This window comes from Burkholderia sp. AU31652, assembly GCF_002223155.1.
In the GTDB taxonomy this organism is placed as follows: Bacteria; Pseudomonadota; Gammaproteobacteria; order Burkholderiales; family Burkholderiaceae; genus Burkholderia.
The window spans coordinates 229,315-243,164 of record NZ_NKFG01000006.1 but is presented as its reverse complement, the minus strand read 5'-3'; the positions used below and the strand labels follow the sequence as shown (position 1 = coordinate 243,164).

Sequence of the window (13,850 nt, the reverse complement as noted above, 5' to 3'; positions counted from 1 at the left end):
ACTCCGTCAGAAGCGGTGAACGAGGCCGAGCGCGAACACCTGCTCGGTGCCGCCCGGTTGCGGCTGCAGGCCGACGACGACCGTGTTGCGGGCGTTGCCGGCGTTCTTCATGAAGAGATAGCGTGCGTAGAGCGACGTCCGCTTCGACAGCGGGTGGTCGTACCCGATGCCGAGCGCGGTCGCGTCGTTCGCCGAGCCTTTCACGTCGCGGCGCACGACCGAGACGAGCACGCGATCGAGCGCGCCGACGTCGATCGACGCACCGGCGCTCGCGGTCGAGAACGCAGGCAGGTTGCGCGCCGTGCTGACGCCATAGAGAAACGCGGCGTACAGCTTGACGTGCGCGAATGCGTAGTTGGCCGCGAACACGTAGTGGCGGGTCGTCGACGGGGAGACGACGGGCGCCAGGTTGCCGGCCGACGTGTCGCCCTGGAAGCCGGCGCCGACGTAGAGCCCGCCGATCCGGTACTGGAGTCCCGCGCCGTAGTTGCGGCCGGCCTGCGTGGACAGCGCGTTCGGCGTCGGGAAGCCGTACGTGGCCATCACGCGCAGGCCGTTCCAGTCGGGGCTCAGGTACGACACCGCCTGGTTGAAGCGCGGAATCGGCGGCGTCGTGTTGGCGGTGATCGTGTCCGTCGACGTCGCGAGCAGCGCGAGCGGCGACAGCCGTTCGTTGAGCCCGAACGGATCGCCGTCATAGACGACGTAGAACGATGGCGTGTATTGCCGGCCGAGCCGGAGGTCGCCGTAGCGCGTGTTCTGCAGCGCGACATAGGCCTGCCGGTAGAACAGCGTGCCGCCCTGGAACGACCCGTCGGCCGGCGAGAAGCCGCTTTCCAGCACGAACTTCGTCGACGTGCCGCCGCCGAGATCCTCGACGCCCGTCAGCCCGAACCGGCTCGTCGACGAGCCGCCGCCGCTTTGCCGCACGCTCGACAGGCTGCCGACGCGATCGAATTCGACGTAGCTGTCGACGATCCCGTACAGCGTGACCGACGACGCGTGCGCCGATGTGGCGCATAGCACGCACACGCCGACCAGGAATGCTTTCCGTTGCATGAAGGTGTCTCCGTTCCATGTTTTTTGCGCGCCCGCGTTCTGGGAGCGGTTGCGTGCGCTTTGTCGCCGTGCTGCGTCGGGCTCAGCGTCCCTTGAACACCGGCTTGCGTTTCTCGAGGAACGCGCGGGCGCCCTCGAGCCGGTCTTCGCTCGCATAGACGTCGGGGCCGACGTCGAGCCGCAGCGCGGCGGCCACCGGCAGCCCCTGGCTGCGGGTCGCGGTTTCCTTGATGCGGCGGATCGTGAGCGGCGCGTTCGCGGCGATCGTCTGCGCGAGTTCGCGCACGGTGTCGTCGAGTGCGGCGCCGGGGACGACGCGGTTCAGCAACCCGGCGCGCTGTGCCTCGTCCACGTCGAAGCGGCGGCCCGTGAACAGCAGCTCCATCGCGATCGCGCGCGGCAGCAAGCGCGGCAGCAGCACGCTCGCGAAGTTCGCGCCCATGCCGACGCGCGCTTCGGGCAATGCGAAGTACACGTGGTCGGCGGCGATCCGCAGGTCGCACGCGAGCGCGATCTCGAAGCCGCCGCCGATCGCGTAGCCGTTGATCGCCGCGATGGTCGGCTTGCGCAGCTCGAGGATCAGCTCGTGCACGTTGCGTGCGAGCCCGCGCATCGGCTGCATGCCGCGTATCTCGGGGTCGCCGAGATCGACGCCCGCGCTGTACGCGCGTTCGCCCGCGCCGCGGATCACGATGACGCGGATCGACGGGTTGTCGTCGAGCGTGACGAGTTCGTCGCACAGCCGCCGGATCGCTTCGGCGGACAGTGCATTGGCGACGTGCGGACGATGGATCGTCAGCCACGCGATGCCGCTGTCGTCGTTGCGCAGGATCGACGGGGCGTCGTCGCCCGTCAGCGAAGAGAACGAGCCGGATGGGGTCATGACGCGCTTCCGGTGGCGTCCGCACGCGTGTCGTGGAGCACACCCGCCTGCCGCAGCGCGTCCCGGTGCGCCGCGTCGATGCCGAGCGCGTCGAGCACGGCGTCGGTGTCGGCGGCGAACGGCTGGGGCGGCCGGCGTATCGATCCGGGCGTGCGGGAAAGTTTGGCGGGGACGCCCGCGCCGGTGTACGTGTCGGTCTTGACGAACATCGCGTTGTGCGTGGCTTGCGGGTGGCCGAACGCATCGGCGACGGTGTTCACCGGGCCCGTCGCGACGCCGGCGTTCAGCAGCCGCTCGACGATGTCGTCGGCATGCAGTTCGGCGGTCAGCTGGCTGAGCAGCGTATCGAGCGCATCGCGATGCGCGACGCGCTTCGCGTTGGTCGCGAACCGGGGATCGCGCGCCAGCTCGGGCACGCCGAGCGTTTCGACGAGCCGCGCGAACGTGCGGTTGTTGCCGGCGCCGGTCGAGATCGGCTTGTCCTTGCACGGATAGACGCCGTACGGCGCGATCGCGGCATACACGTTGCCGGTCGCGACGGGCACGTCGCCGGTCGCCATCCAGGTCGTGCTGACCGGATGCAGCATCGACAGCGCGGTGCTGAACAGGTCGATGTCGACGTGCTGGCCGAGTCCGGAGCGGGTCCGTTCGACCAGCGCGAGCAGGACGCTCGACACGGCGCTCAGGCCCGCCGCGTAGTCGACGACCGGGAACGGCACCTTCAGCGGCATGCCGCCCGGCTCGCCGTTGATCGACATGAAGCCGGCGAGACCCTGCGCGACGGCGTCGTAGCCCGGAAACCGCGCCAGCGGGCCGTCGGTGCCGTATCCGGAGATCGAGCAGTGGACGAGGCGCGGGAAGCGCTCGCGCAGGCAGTCTTCGTAGCCGATGCCCCAGCGTTCGAGCGTGCCCTGCTTGAAGTTGTCGATCAGCACGTCGGCCGTGTCGAGCAGGCGGAACAGCACGTCGCGCCCGTCCGGATGCGACAGGTCGAGCGCGAGATTGCGCTTGTTGCGGTTGAGCCCCCAGTAGTAGCTGGAGATGCCGCTCGGCATCGCGGGCCCCCAGTCGCGCGTTTCGTCGCCTTGCGGCGGTTCGATCTTGACGACGTCCGCGCCGTGGTCGGCGAGCGTCTGCGCGCAGAACGGCCCCGCATAGACGCGGCTCAGGTCGACCACGCGCACGCCAGCGAGTGCGCCTTCGTGACTGCTTGTCATGACGATGTTTCCTTCGATGTGGGATTCGGCTGGCCGGCACGCCGGCATGCGATGCGTCGCGGATTCAACCGCGCGCGGCGAACAGGGCGTTCACGGCTTCGCGGTGTTCGGGGGTGGCGTGCGCGAACGCCTGGTACGACGCCGACAGGTCGAGCAGCGTGTCGAGGCTCGCGTGGCGGCCTTCGCGCAGCAGCCGCTTGGTCAGGCGCAACGCGGTGCCCGAATGCCGGGCGATGCGGCCGGCCAGTTCAAGCGCGTGCGCAAGGAGGTCGCCATCGGGAACGACACGCGATACGAGCCCGCAGCGCAGTGCCGCCTGTGCGTCCAGCGCATCGCCCGTGAACGACATTTCCGCGGCGACGGCGGCGCCGACGATCTGCGGCAGGAACCACGCGCCGCCGTCGCCGGGCACGAGGCCGAGGGCGATGAAGCTTTCGGCGAAGCGGGCGCGTTCGGCGGCGATGCGGATGTCGCACATGCACGCGAGATCGGTGCCGGCGCCGATGGCCGGGCCGTTGATCGCCGCGATGGCCGGCACTTCGAGGTGCTGGAACGCGTGTGCAATGCGCTGGATGCCGCGGCGATAGCTGGTCCGTATCGCGGCGAGGTCGTGCTGGTCCGATTCCATGAACGCACGCATCGCCTTCACGTTGCCGCCCGACGAGAACGTCGTGCCGGCACCGGTCAGCACCAGCACGCGGATCGATTCGTCGCGGTTCGCGTCGTCGCAGCATTCGGTCAGTGCGTCGATCGCATCGTTGTCCGAAATGGCGTTGCGTGTTTCCGGACGGTTCATCGTGACGGTCAGGATCGGTCCCTGCCGTTCACGGATCAGAAAGGCTGTCATGGTGTCTCCGAATGTTCCGTGCCGCGCGACTTCACGCCGCGGGCCGAAGCCTAGTATCGTCACGACGGTTGGCGGCGGGAAATTCCGTTCCACGTATGTGGAAGGCTCGCCCGGTGGCGTGAGGAGACGGCGGGATGAGCGGAAACGTGGTCAAGAGCGCGGCGCGCGTGTTTGAAGTGCTGGAGCTGTTCAGTGCATTGCAGCGGCCGCTGAGCGTGCGGGAGATCTCCACGCGCTGCGGCTATCCGGGGTCGAGCGCGGCGGCGCTGCTGACCAGCATGAAGGCGCTCGGCTATCTCGCGTACGACGATGCCACCCATACGTATGCGCCGACTGCGCGGCTCGTCAATCTCGGCGAAGCGCTCGTCGATTCGACGGCGGGCAGCCGGCGGTACTGGCATGCCGTCGCAAAGCGGCTGGCGGTCCGCACGCGCGAGGCCGTCGTGATCGCGGTGCAGAGCGACCTGTACGTGCAGTACATCGATGCGGTCGAGGGCGCGCATACGCTTCCGATCCACTTCTACGCGCCGATCGGCACGCGTCGCGAGATCTGCATGTCGAGCCTCGGCTGGGCGTTGCTGAGCCTCCAGCCGGACAGCGCGATCCGCCGGCTCGTGTCGCGCAGCATCCGCCGGCTCGGCAAGTCGGGCCGGACGATCGACGAGGATGTCGTGCTCGACAAGGTCGAACAGACGCGCCGGTTCGGCTATTCCTATTCGGCGCACACGGTCACGCAGGGCGCCGCGATGATCTCGATGGTGATCGCGGACGGCTGGAACGGCCTGCCGCTGGCCATGGGGGTGGCCGGGCCGGTCGAGCGGATCGACGCGCAGCGCGACGCGATCGTGCGGGCGATGCGGGAGGTGCTGGCCGGGCAGGGGCCGGATGCCGCGGCGGGCTAGCCGGCCGCGGCTGGCGCGCGCAGGCATTCGCATAGAATCGGGAGGTTTCGTTGCTCCTGTCCCGGCTGCATTTCAGCGAGGTCGCCATGCCATTGAACACGCCGCTTGCCGGCATCCACATCGTCGAATTCGAAGGGCTCGGCCCCGGCCCGCTGGCGGGCTGGATCCTCGCCGGGATGGGCGCGCGGATCACGCTGATCGCGCGCCCGGCCGGCCGCACGAGCGCGCCGGACGCGTTGAAGGCCGGCGATGGCGACCTGTTGCGCGAAGGCAAGACGATCGTCGAACTCGACCTGAAGTCGCCGGCCGGCCGCGACGCCGCGCTCGACCTGGTCGCGCAGGCCGATGCGCTGATCGAGGGGCTGCGGCCCGGCGTGATGGAACGGCTCGGCCTCGGGCCCGACGATTGCGCGCGCCGCAAGCCGACGCTCGTGTACGGGCGGATGACCGGCTGGGGCCAGCACGGCCCGCTCGCGGCCGCGGCCGGACACGACCTGAACTACGTCGCGCTGACGGGGCTGCTGTCGCTGTCCGCGCCGCGTGACGGCCGGCCGGGGGTGCCGCCGACCGTCGTCGGCGATGCGGGCGGCGCGCTCGGGCTCGCGTTCGGAATCGTCTGCGCGTTGCTCGACGTGCGCGGCGGTGGCCCCGGGCGCGTGGTCGACGGCGCGATCGTCGACATCGTGTCGATGCTCGGCTCGCTCGCGCTGTGGGCGCGCGCGAACGGGCAGCTCGACGGCGCGCAGCCGAGCCTCTTTCACGATGCGCCGTTTTACGACGTGTATCGCTGCGCGGATGGCGAATGCGTGACGATCGGCGCGCTCGAGCCGCCGTTCTATGCGCTGCTGGTCGAACGGCTCGGGCTGACCGACGTCGATCCGGCGTCGCAGTACGACCGCGCGCGCTGGCCCGCGCTGAAGGCGCGTTTCGCAGAGATATTTGCGCAGCAACCGTCCGCGCACTGGCGCGCGCTGCTCGAAGGCACCGACGCGTGTTTCGCGCCGCTGCTGAGCGTGGCCGATGCGGCCGTGCATCCGCACAACACGGCGCGCGCGATCTATCGGACGGATGAGAACGGTAACGTGCGGGCGCGCGTGGCGCCGCGGTTTTTGCCGCTGGCGGGGGACGCGGCGGAGTAGACGGACTGGCATGTCGAGGTCGTTGAGCCAGCCGCGAAACGCACATTATCGAAAGACTTCGCGAGTCGTGGGTGCCAATTATGGTGCTAAATTTGGCGTCAAAAAGAGTACAATCGATCTCTTGTTGAAAAAGGAGTCGACATGCCTCATACCATCCTGGCCAGCGTTACGGCGAGCGTTTCGGAACTGAAGCGGAACCCAATGGGCACGGTCGCGGCAGGAGAGGGTTTCCCGGTCGCGATCCTGAATCACAACGAACCCGCGTTCTATTGCATCCCGGCGAAGACCTGGGAGGCGATGGTCGAACGCCTTGAAGATATCGAAGACAACGCGCTGGCCGACAAGCGCGCCAAGGAGAAGGTCGTCAAGGTCAAGCTGAATGACCTTTGAGCTTGCCTTTCTCGAACCTGCTCTGAAAGAGTGGAAGAAGCTCGACCGCACCGTTCGCGACCAGTTCAAATCCCGGCTCGCCGAGCGGCTCGAGAATCCTCGAATACCGTCCGCAAAGCTGCAGGGTCATCCGGACCGCTACAAGATCAAGCTGCGCAGCGTCGGCTATCGGCTCGTCTACGAAGTGCGCGATTCGGAAGTGCTCGTACTGGTCGTGGCGGTCGGTCGACGCGAGCGCGATGCGGTCTATCTTGCCGCGATGAAGCGTTAGATCCCGATGCGCCGCACGGGGAGCGGCAAGCTTGTCCGCATGTCTGACCGCTTGGCTCGGCTACGCGCTCGTCGTCTTCTGGAAAGACGGGCGATCCATCAAGTGCGGAGAACCGCTCACGCCGTTTCCTCCGGCGCATCCGGCATCTTGCCGTCGCCGACGCGGTTGATCGTGCCCTGCGCGATCGCGACGAGCCGCTCGTGATCGCCGTCGATGACGAACACATGACACTGGCAGGTCGCCTGGTGCCGCCCCGCGTAGACGAGCTTCGCGCGGGCGACGAGCGTGCCGTTCACGGCCGGCCGCAGGTAATTGATCTTGTATTCCGCGGTGATCACGCGCGGGCCGAGCACGAGCGCGCCGGCAAACGTCAGCGCGTTGTCCGCGAGGTAGCTGATGACGCCGCCGTGCACGAAACCGTGCTGCTGCCGCAGTTCCTCGCGCACGGGCAGGCACAGCGACACTTCGTTGTCGCCGATATGCATCAGCTCCGTGCCCAGCAGCATGCTGAACGGTTGCGCGCGCAATGCGCCGCGCGCGTGATCCGTGATGTCGGTCATCGACTTTCCTCGAAATGAGTGCCCGCTTGCGCTGAACTCTAGGAAGGGGGATGCCGATAAGCAAGGAAATTCGTCCGCATTTCGCGCAATTTCCAGCGCGATGCGACGCGATTATTGCGTCGAATGCCGTAGATTTCCCTGTTTGCGGGGGATTCCGCTGGAATGCGCGGACAACGTGAATTTCGTTGCCGTCCGTACCTAAAGTCGGACGAAGAAATGCCGCTAATGCCGGGGCATTGCCTCATCGTCCGCTTTCCAGGAATCTCCCCCATGTTCGGAAAAATCAAGCTCGCGTCGGGTCTGCTCGGCGTGTTGACCGTGTTTTGCGTCTTCCTGTTTGCGATCGAGGCGCTCGGCTTCTGGGCGCTCAAGTCGACGCGCAGCGGCGTCGACGATCTGTCGAACGTCGCGATCACGCAGGTCGAGGCGGCCAGCCAGGCGACCCAGCAGTTGCTCGACGCGCGCATCAACCTGTCACGTGCCGGCACGCGGATGGTGCGCGGCGGCCCGAAACCCGAGGACATCATCCGCCATGCCGGCGCGTCGCTCGCGGAAGCGGACAAGGCGTTCGCCGCGCTGACGGCCGCGCAGCCGGTCGACGATGCCAACCGCGCGCGGGTCGCGGCGCTCACCGAGCGCTATCGCGCGCTGCGCGGCGCGCTCGGCGAACTCGTGCAGTTCCTCGACGCCGACAACATCCAGGCCTTCCTCGACCAGCCGACGCAGAGCATCCAGGACGCCTATATCGCCGAGTTGCGCCGCTTCACCGACTACGGCGGCGCATCGAGCCGCACGGCGCTCGACACGATCGACGGCGGCATGCTCTGGTTCAAGTCGGTCGGCATCGTGCTGCTGGTGGCGATGCTCGTGGCGAGCGCGGCGATCTACGCGGCCGCTCGGCGCGCGGTCGTCGCGCCGCTGGAAGAAGCCGGCCGCCATTTCGAGCGGATCGCGCAGGGCCGGCTCGATGAGGTCGTGCGGGCAGGCGGCGTGTTCGAGATCGACCGGATGCTGCGCGGCCTCGCCACGATGCAGACGAGCATCGCGGGCACCGTGCGCACGGTGCGCCAGGCGTCCGACGCGATCCACCTCGGCGCGGGCGAGATCGCGGGCGGCAACGCCGACCTGTCGGCGCGCACCGGCACGCAGGCCGCGTCGCTCGAGGAAACGGCCGCGAGCATGGAGGAACTGACGGCGACCGTCCGGCAGAACACCGACAGCGCGCGTGCGGCGAGCGCGCTGGCCGACGCGGCGCTCGAGGCGACGAGCCACGGCGGCGGCGTGGTCGACAGCGTGATCGACCGGATGCGCGGCATCGCGCAGAGCTCGGGGCGGATCGCGGAGATCATCTCGGTGATCGACGGCATCGCGTTCCAGACCAACATCCTCGCGCTGAACGCGGCCGTGGAAGCCGCCCGCGCGGGCGAACAGGGGCGCGGCTTCGCGGTCGTCGCGGGTGAGGTTCGCTCGCTCGCGCAGCGCAGCGCGCAATCGGCGAAGGAGATCAAGGCGCTGATCGAGGATTCGGTCGCGCAGATCAACGGCGGCGCGGAGCTCGTCGAGCGCGCCGGCGATGCGATGCGGACGGTGTCGGCGTCGATCACGCGCGTCGTGCAGACGATGTCCGAGATCACGGCGGCGTCGGTCGAGCAGAGCGTCGGGATCGAGCAGGTGAACCAGGCCGTCACGCAGATGGATCAGCTCACGCAGCAGAACGCGGCGCTGGTGGAGGAGGTCGCGGCGGCGGCCGCGTCGCTGAACGACCAGACCGCGCACCTGATGCAGGCGGTGTCGGTGTTCGAACTGGGCGACGGCCGCGCCGCACGCGGCGAGCGCGCGGCGCCGTCGTTCGACGACGCGGGTTACGCGCCGGCCGGCAGCGCCGCGTAGGCGGTCTCGAGGTGGTAGGGCGTCGTCGACGGCATGTCGGCGCGCGCCACCTGCCCGTCCGCCGTCTTGCACTCGAACCAGCCGCGCGGATGCAGGAAGCGCGCGGCGAAGCGTTCGATCTGCCGCGCGAGCGGCGCGGAGGCCGGCGTGCCGCCGTGCGTCGCGAGCGCGCGCAGATACTCGGTCTGCGCCCAGATCCGCTGCGTGCCGTCGATGCACGCGCCTTGCGCGTCGAGCGCCGCGCAGACGCCGCCCGTCTGCGGATCGACGCCGTATTGCTCCGCGAACACGAATGCGCGCGCCAGCGCGCCGGGGAGCCCGGTCTGCGCGAGCCGCGCGCCGGCCGCATCGACCAGATAGAACCATTCGAACTGATGGCCGGGCTCGAACCGGTTGTCGGCTGCGCCGAGCGGCAGTTCGGCCACGCAGCCGGTTGCCGCGTCGACGAACGTGCGCTCGACGGCCTGCGCGGTGCGTGCGAGCGCGTCGTCGAACGCCGTGTCGCCGAATGCGGCGGCCGCCGCGAGCCACGCTTCGGTCAGGTGCATCAGCGGATTCTGCAGCGCCCCGCTGCCGGATGACGAGAAATCGGCGTGGCGCGCCGCGTCGAGCAGCGCGTCGCCGCGGTGCGGCGCGAAGCGGTCCTGAATCAGCGCGGCGGTCTCTTCGGCTGTCTTGCGCGCGGCGGCGTCGCCCGACGCCGCATACCACGCGGCGCACGCGAACACGATGAAGGCGTGCGTGTAGAGATCCTTGGTCGTGTCGAGCGGGGCGCCCTGCGCGTCCACGCTGTAGTGCCAGCCGCCGTGGCGCGGGTCGCGAAAGTGGCGGCCCAGCGCGTCGAACAGCGTGGCCGCGTGCGTGGTGTCGCCGGCCTGCGCGAACACGAACAGTTGCCGTGCGCAGGCCATCGCGCGATAACGGGTCACGGGCAGCGGCGCGTGGGTGGCCGGATCGACGGCTTCGAACGGCAACTGTAATGTCTGGTCGAACCCTGAACCCCGCCAGATCGGCAAGACGACGTGCGCGAAATGGTGGCGCAGCTGGGCGGCCTGGGCGGAAGCGGAGTCGGAAACGGACATGACGGGGTTGAGCGCTGGGTTCGAAACGTGTCGGCGCGGCCCGGAGGATCGGCGCGGCCGGGGCCAAGGATAAAACATTCCGCACGGCCGGCACCAGAAAAGGAGATAAATCGCATGCTGAGCAACCTGGAACTCGTGATGCGGCTCGTCCTCGCGGCGGCACTGGGCAGCGTCATCGGCTTCGAGCGCGAGCGTCTGTCGTGGGCGGCCGGCCTGCGGACGCACATGCTCGTCTGTGTCGGTTCGACGCTGATCATGATCGTGTCGGCGTTCGGGTTCGCCGACGTGCTCGGCAGCAGCGAGCACATCGTGCTCGACCCGTCGCGGATCGCCGCGCAGGTCGTATCGGGCATCGGCTTCCTGGGGGCGGGCTCGATCCTGCTGCGCGGCGAGATCGTGCGCGGGCTGACGACCGCCGCGAGCCTGTGGTCGGTTGCCGCGATCGGCCTCGCGGTGGGCGGCGGGCTCTACGTCGCGTCGATTTCGGCGACGATCATCATCCTGATCATCCTGGCCGGCATCAAGCCGCTGGAGCGGCGCTACTTCACGGTGCGCCAGCGGCGCCAGCTCGCGCTGACGGTCGTGGGCGGCACGCTGAACTTCGATTCGCTGCACGCGGCGCTCGGCCCGGACAGTGCGCGGGTGAAGCAGTTCATCGTGCAGCGCGCCGACGACACGGGCGAGCACGACGAGGTGCGCATCGCGCTCGCGCGGGTGTCGGAACTCGAATACCAGGCGATCTGCGACAAGCTGCGCGCGCTGAAGGGCGTCACGCGTTTCGAAGAGGGCAACGGGTTGTCGGGCGACGAATAGGCGGAATCGGCGACGGGGCGTACGACAATGGCCGACCGCCGATTCCGTTCGACATCCGGTTCCGCGCTTGCGGGCCCCGCCATCCGATTTTCTTGATCTCCGCCAAATACGAGTCGAAATTGTCGTGATTTTCAAGGGTTTGCGGAGAATTGCTTTTCGACCCTTCAATCGCGAGAGGCTTTGCTTCAAGTCAGTCGATCCATCTGGGGATGGCGGGAACGAGGGGAGGGTGGGGCACCGATACGATTCGTCGGGCGTGGGCGACCTTGCGCCAGTCGGGCGCTGTTTGTGGGGCGCTATCATCTCGCCACTTCAAAGACTGGGGTTCGTCCGCATCCAGGTTGCAAGCAATCGCGGGAGATGGGGCGGCGCCGGCACTTTGTCGGCACCTTTCACAAGATCATTCATTCTCAGCCCGATTGTCGTGGCTGGCGTGGCCGCTGCTTCAATCGCTTTGAGGGTTTCATGTCGATCGAGTGCGACTTCCCATTTTGTCGTCGCAAGCATGCACTTGGGAAGTTGTGCGGTCATTTTTTCTTTGGTAATGCGTATCTATTGCTGAATTCGGCGACGTCTTTATATCCATGCCTGGATGCAAGAAAATGCTTAATTCTTGCCTCGGCATCTCGATGTTTGATCGTCCGAAATGAGTGGTTTTTGACGGCGCAACCATAAAAAAACGACATTCAATGGAATCATCGTCTGTCATTTTCGAGTAGAGCGCTTTACTTCGACGTGAGTGGGTTGCCCGCCCGCTTGCGGCGAACTTAAGGTAAGCTGGCGGAGCATGATCGCGCTTGCCGAAAGGCACAGCATGACTGTCGATGTGCTGGATGACGGGCGCCGCCCCAAAGTGGGGCGATTATTCCGAACAGCGCGTGCGGTATGCCGCTTTAAGAGGGAAAGCCGTTCTTCCGCGCCACATTCACAACCCACTGTTGCGACACATGTCTTGTCCTTACTCGATTACGGTTCGCGGCGCGTTGAATTCGGCAGGAGCCGAAGTCGTTCGATCCATGCAATTGCCGTCGGGCATAACCCTGTCAGAATGGACAGGTCGCAATACGTTGACCGAATATAAAAGCTCGGCGGAGAACGTGCTGAGTATCTATTTGTCGGGCGGCGAAAATTGTGCACAGGTCGACGGAAGGCAGGTCGTTCGCCGGGGATTCAAAAGTGCAGTCTGTCTGTTTCCGGTTGGCGAAGGCGAATCGCAGTGGCAAATCACCGAGCGCCTCAATTTTCTGCATATCTACTTCGACATGCGCAACTTCGAGCCCAGCCTGCTTCGGGCCTTGCGCCAGCCACCGGAGGCCTACCGGTTCCGCGAGGTCTTCCAGGAAGCCTCCCCGGTCATCAGTGCGGCGGCGCACAGCATTGCGCAGTCCGACTGGAACGACGAGACGCTGTCGCTCGGTATCGATAGCCTGATGAGCTGGATTCTGCTCAACGCGATCCGCGGTTACGCCGAGGCCGATCTGGAGCCCGTGGATACGCGGGGCTGCCTGTCGACGAAGCAGGCCGACATGATCCGCGAGTATTGCAACGCCAATCTCGGCGAGATGGTGCGGCTCGAACATCTGGCGGATCTCGTGAGTCTCAGCCGCTACCACTTTCTGCGTAAATTCAAGAACACGTTCGAACAGTCTCCGCACGCGTTCTTGACCGGATTGAGGATGGCCCGGGCACACGACCTGCTGAGACACACCGACCAGAAGATCATGAGCATCGCACTCGAGTGTGGCTATGCGCAGCACAGCCGGTTCTCGACCGCATTCAAGCGACATTACGGCTATTCTCCCGGCGCGGTGCGCGGAAAGTGATATCGCTCAAGTCAGGGACCGTTTTGCGCGTCGCGGATCAAGCCGGCCAGGTCGGCTGATCTCAACTTGCGATGCGAGAGGGCGGGGACGCGAAGTTCCTGTGCGAGATTGCGCACCTGCTGCTTGTGGGCAGCCTTGAGGTTGTCGTGAAACGCGATCGCATCGACACCGCCCTTGATCGACCGGGCGCATGCGATCAGGTCCTTCAATCGTTCCGGCGAGTCGTAGTCGTGCGCGACCAGCCAGTGATTGGGAAGCACGTGCGACAGCGCGAGTCCTTGCGTGTCGCCGTAATCGCGCAGCAACTGCGTGAATCCGGGCTCGAAATGGGTTCCGCCGATACAGAGCAGCGAGATCGCCGGTTGAGCCGCGTGTTCCCCCGCCGTCAGCAGTGCACGCACAAGCACGTCGGCGGCATCCGGGTTTGCCCACGCGTCCGCCGTGCTGCCGATTTCCAGATCGATGACCGATGGCGTCACCGCGGAGACGAGGCTGCCGGGCTGGGCGCCGTAGAGCGGGCCGGACCAGTGCGTGGCTTCCATCCACGTCGAATACGAATCCAGGCCCGCTTTCCGACGCTCGTGTTCGACCGCCAGAAACAGGCTGCGCGTGATGGCGGGATCGACTGGACTGAACGTGCCGCTTTCCATGTCGCCGGTTGTCTGGACCGTGAAAATGCGGTCGGGCGCATTTTTCCCTTCATGCCAGTTGACGATAACGATCGCGTCGGCGTCGCCGAAGGCCTCGTTCACCCGTGGCGCGTAGCGTCGGTAGTCGTGGCTGAGCACCTGGTCGAGCTGCAGCAGGTCGTAGCGCACGCCGCCGGATTGCGCGCGCAGTACCGGATGTCCGTCCAGGGTGCCTTCGGCTTGCCAGTCGATGCCGGAGCCGAGGAGCCGGGCCAGCACGTGCGCCGACACCGGATCCTTGTCGAGATCGGTGCAGAAAGCCAGAACGATGTGCTTCACGGGTGA

The 13,850-nt window shown here is 66.9% G+C and carries 14 protein-coding genes; 7 read left to right on the top strand and 7 right to left on the bottom strand.

Features of this window, described 5'->3' with window-relative positions; translation table 11 throughout:
- Positions 1 to 6: 6 nt before the first annotated feature.
- The 4 genes from CFB40_RS31230 to CFB40_RS31215 all read right to left on the bottom strand — a co-directional run bounded on the left by CFB40_RS31230 (position 7) and on the right by CFB40_RS31215 (position 4,006).
- Entirely contained in the window at positions 7 to 1,059 is a 1,053-nt protein-coding gene (locus CFB40_RS31230; RefSeq protein ID WP_089428843.1) for a porin, read from the bottom strand.
- An 82-nt stretch (positions 1,060 to 1,141) separates the two neighbouring features.
- The gene (locus tag CFB40_RS31225) at positions 1,142 to 1,942 is read right to left on the bottom strand and encodes an enoyl-CoA hydratase/isomerase family protein (RefSeq protein ID WP_089433472.1); all 801 of its coding nucleotides are present in this window, start codon (positions 1,940 to 1,942) and stop codon (positions 1,142 to 1,144) included.
- The gene (locus CFB40_RS31220) at positions 1,939 to 3,159 is read right to left on the bottom strand and encodes a CaiB/BaiF CoA transferase family protein (RefSeq protein ID WP_089433471.1); all 1,221 of its coding nucleotides are present in this window, start codon (positions 3,157 to 3,159) and stop codon (positions 1,939 to 1,941) included. Before CFB40_RS31220 ends, CFB40_RS31225 begins: the two co-directional genes overlap by 4 nt.
- A gap of 64 nt (positions 3,160 to 3,223) precedes the next feature.
- Positions 3,224 to 4,006 (bottom strand): crotonase/enoyl-CoA hydratase family protein, encoded by a 783-nt coding sequence (locus CFB40_RS31215; protein ID WP_089428846.1) that lies wholly within the window; start codon positions 4,004 to 4,006, stop codon positions 3,224 to 3,226.
- Positions 4,007 to 4,140: 134 nt separating this feature from the next.
- On the opposite strand from CFB40_RS31215, the gene CFB40_RS31210 reads away from it, so the two are divergent.
- The 4 genes from CFB40_RS31210 to CFB40_RS31195 all read left to right on the top strand — a co-directional run bounded on the left by CFB40_RS31210 (position 4,141) and on the right by CFB40_RS31195 (position 6,708).
- Positions 4,141 to 4,908 carry an IclR family transcriptional regulator gene (locus CFB40_RS31210; RefSeq protein ID WP_089433470.1) on the top strand — a complete coding sequence of 256 codons (768 nt, stop codon included), beginning with the start codon at positions 4,141 to 4,143 and terminating at the stop codon, positions 4,906 to 4,908.
- Between the two features lie 86 nt (positions 4,909 to 4,994).
- Entirely contained in the window at positions 4,995 to 6,047 is a 1,053-nt protein-coding gene (locus CFB40_RS31205) for a CaiB/BaiF CoA transferase family protein (RefSeq protein ID WP_089433559.1), read from the top strand.
- Between the two features lie 141 nt (positions 6,048 to 6,188).
- On the top strand, positions 6,189 to 6,437 hold the full coding sequence (locus CFB40_RS31200) for a type II toxin-antitoxin system Phd/YefM family antitoxin (RefSeq protein WP_089428849.1): 249 nt from the start codon (positions 6,189 to 6,191) through the stop codon (positions 6,435 to 6,437).
- A complete protein-coding gene (locus tag CFB40_RS31195; protein ID WP_039349649.1) occupies positions 6,427 to 6,708 on the top strand; it encodes a type II toxin-antitoxin system RelE family toxin in 282 nt (93 codons plus the stop codon). Before CFB40_RS31200 ends, CFB40_RS31195 begins: the two co-directional genes overlap by 11 nt.
- A 116-nt stretch (positions 6,709 to 6,824) precedes the next feature.
- Here CFB40_RS31195 and CFB40_RS31190 read toward each other — a convergent pair whose 3' ends face one another.
- Positions 6,825 to 7,268, bottom strand: coding sequence for a PaaI family thioesterase (locus tag CFB40_RS31190; RefSeq protein WP_011353771.1), 444 nt, complete (start codon positions 7,266 to 7,268; stop codon positions 6,825 to 6,827).
- Positions 7,269 to 7,538: 270 nt separating this feature from the next.
- On the opposite strand from CFB40_RS31190, the gene CFB40_RS31185 reads away from it, so the two are divergent.
- Positions 7,539 to 9,158: a methyl-accepting chemotaxis protein gene (locus CFB40_RS31185; RefSeq protein ID WP_089433469.1), complete on the top strand. Its 1,620-nt coding sequence runs from the start codon at positions 7,539 to 7,541 to the stop codon at positions 9,156 to 9,158.
- On the opposite strand, the gene CFB40_RS31180 is transcribed toward CFB40_RS31185, so the two are convergent.
- Positions 9,131 to 10,240 (bottom strand): AGE family epimerase/isomerase, encoded by a 1,110-nt coding sequence (locus tag CFB40_RS31180; protein WP_089433468.1) that lies wholly within the window; start codon positions 10,238 to 10,240, stop codon positions 9,131 to 9,133. The genes CFB40_RS31185 and CFB40_RS31180 overlap by 28 nt on opposite strands.
- Positions 10,241 to 10,354: 114 nt before the next feature.
- On the opposite strand from CFB40_RS31180, the gene CFB40_RS31175 reads away from it, so the two are divergent.
- A complete protein-coding gene (locus CFB40_RS31175) occupies positions 10,355 to 11,053 on the top strand; it encodes an MgtC/SapB family protein (RefSeq protein ID WP_046548701.1) in 699 nt (232 codons plus the stop codon).
- Between the two features lie 833 nt (positions 11,054 to 11,886).
- A complete protein-coding gene (locus CFB40_RS31170; RefSeq protein ID WP_254600223.1) occupies positions 11,887 to 12,876 on the top strand; it encodes a helix-turn-helix transcriptional regulator in 990 nt (329 codons plus the stop codon).
- Between the two features lie 11 nt (positions 12,877 to 12,887).
- Here the strand turns inward: CFB40_RS31170 and CFB40_RS31165 are convergent, their stop codons facing one another.
- Complete coding sequence (locus CFB40_RS31165) at positions 12,888 to 13,844, bottom strand: D-aminoacyl-tRNA deacylase (RefSeq protein WP_089428854.1); 957 nt, start codon at positions 13,842 to 13,844, stop codon at positions 12,888 to 12,890.
- Between the last annotated feature and the right edge of the window lie 6 nt (positions 13,845 to 13,850).

Bases quoted from the DNA above. Each gene is read 5' to 3' on its own strand.
- CFB40_RS31215 (WP_089428846.1), bottom strand. From the start codon at position 4,006: ATGACAGCCTTTCTGATCCGTGAACGGCAGGGACCGATCCTGACCGTC.
- CFB40_RS31200 (WP_089428849.1), top strand. From the start codon at position 6,189: ATGCCTCATACCATCCTGGCCAGCGTTACGGCGAGCGTTTCGGAACTG.
- CFB40_RS31195 (WP_039349649.1), top strand. From the start codon at position 6,427: ATGACCTTTGAGCTTGCCTTTCTCGAACCTGCTCTGAAAGAGTGGAAG.
- CFB40_RS31210 (WP_089433470.1), top strand. From the start codon at position 4,141: ATGAGCGGAAACGTGGTCAAGAGCGCGGCGCGCGTGTTTGAAGTGCTG.
- CFB40_RS31170 (WP_254600223.1), top strand. From the start codon at position 11,887: ATGACGGGCGCCGCCCCAAAGTGGGGCGATTATTCCGAACAGCGCGTG.
- CFB40_RS31175 (WP_046548701.1), top strand. From the start codon at position 10,355: ATGCTGAGCAACCTGGAACTCGTGATGCGGCTCGTCCTCGCGGCGGCA.
- CFB40_RS31220 (WP_089433471.1), bottom strand. From the start codon at position 3,159: ATGACAAGCAGTCACGAAGGCGCACTCGCTGGCGTGCGCGTGGTCGAC.
- CFB40_RS31230 (WP_089428843.1), bottom strand. From the start codon at position 1,059: ATGCAACGGAAAGCATTCCTGGTCGGCGTGTGCGTGCTATGCGCCACA.
- CFB40_RS31190 (WP_011353771.1), bottom strand. From the start codon at position 7,268: ATGACCGACATCACGGATCACGCGCGCGGCGCATTGCGCGCGCAACCG.
- CFB40_RS31185 (WP_089433469.1), top strand. From the start codon at position 7,539: ATGTTCGGAAAAATCAAGCTCGCGTCGGGTCTGCTCGGCGTGTTGACC.
- CFB40_RS31180 (WP_089433468.1), bottom strand. From the start codon at position 10,240: ATGTCCGTTTCCGACTCCGCTTCCGCCCAGGCCGCCCAGCTGCGCCAC.
- CFB40_RS31225 (WP_089433472.1), bottom strand. From the start codon at position 1,942: ATGACCCCATCCGGCTCGTTCTCTTCGCTGACGGGCGACGACGCCCCG.
- CFB40_RS31205 (WP_089433559.1), top strand. From the start codon at position 4,995: ATGCCATTGAACACGCCGCTTGCCGGCATCCACATCGTCGAATTCGAA.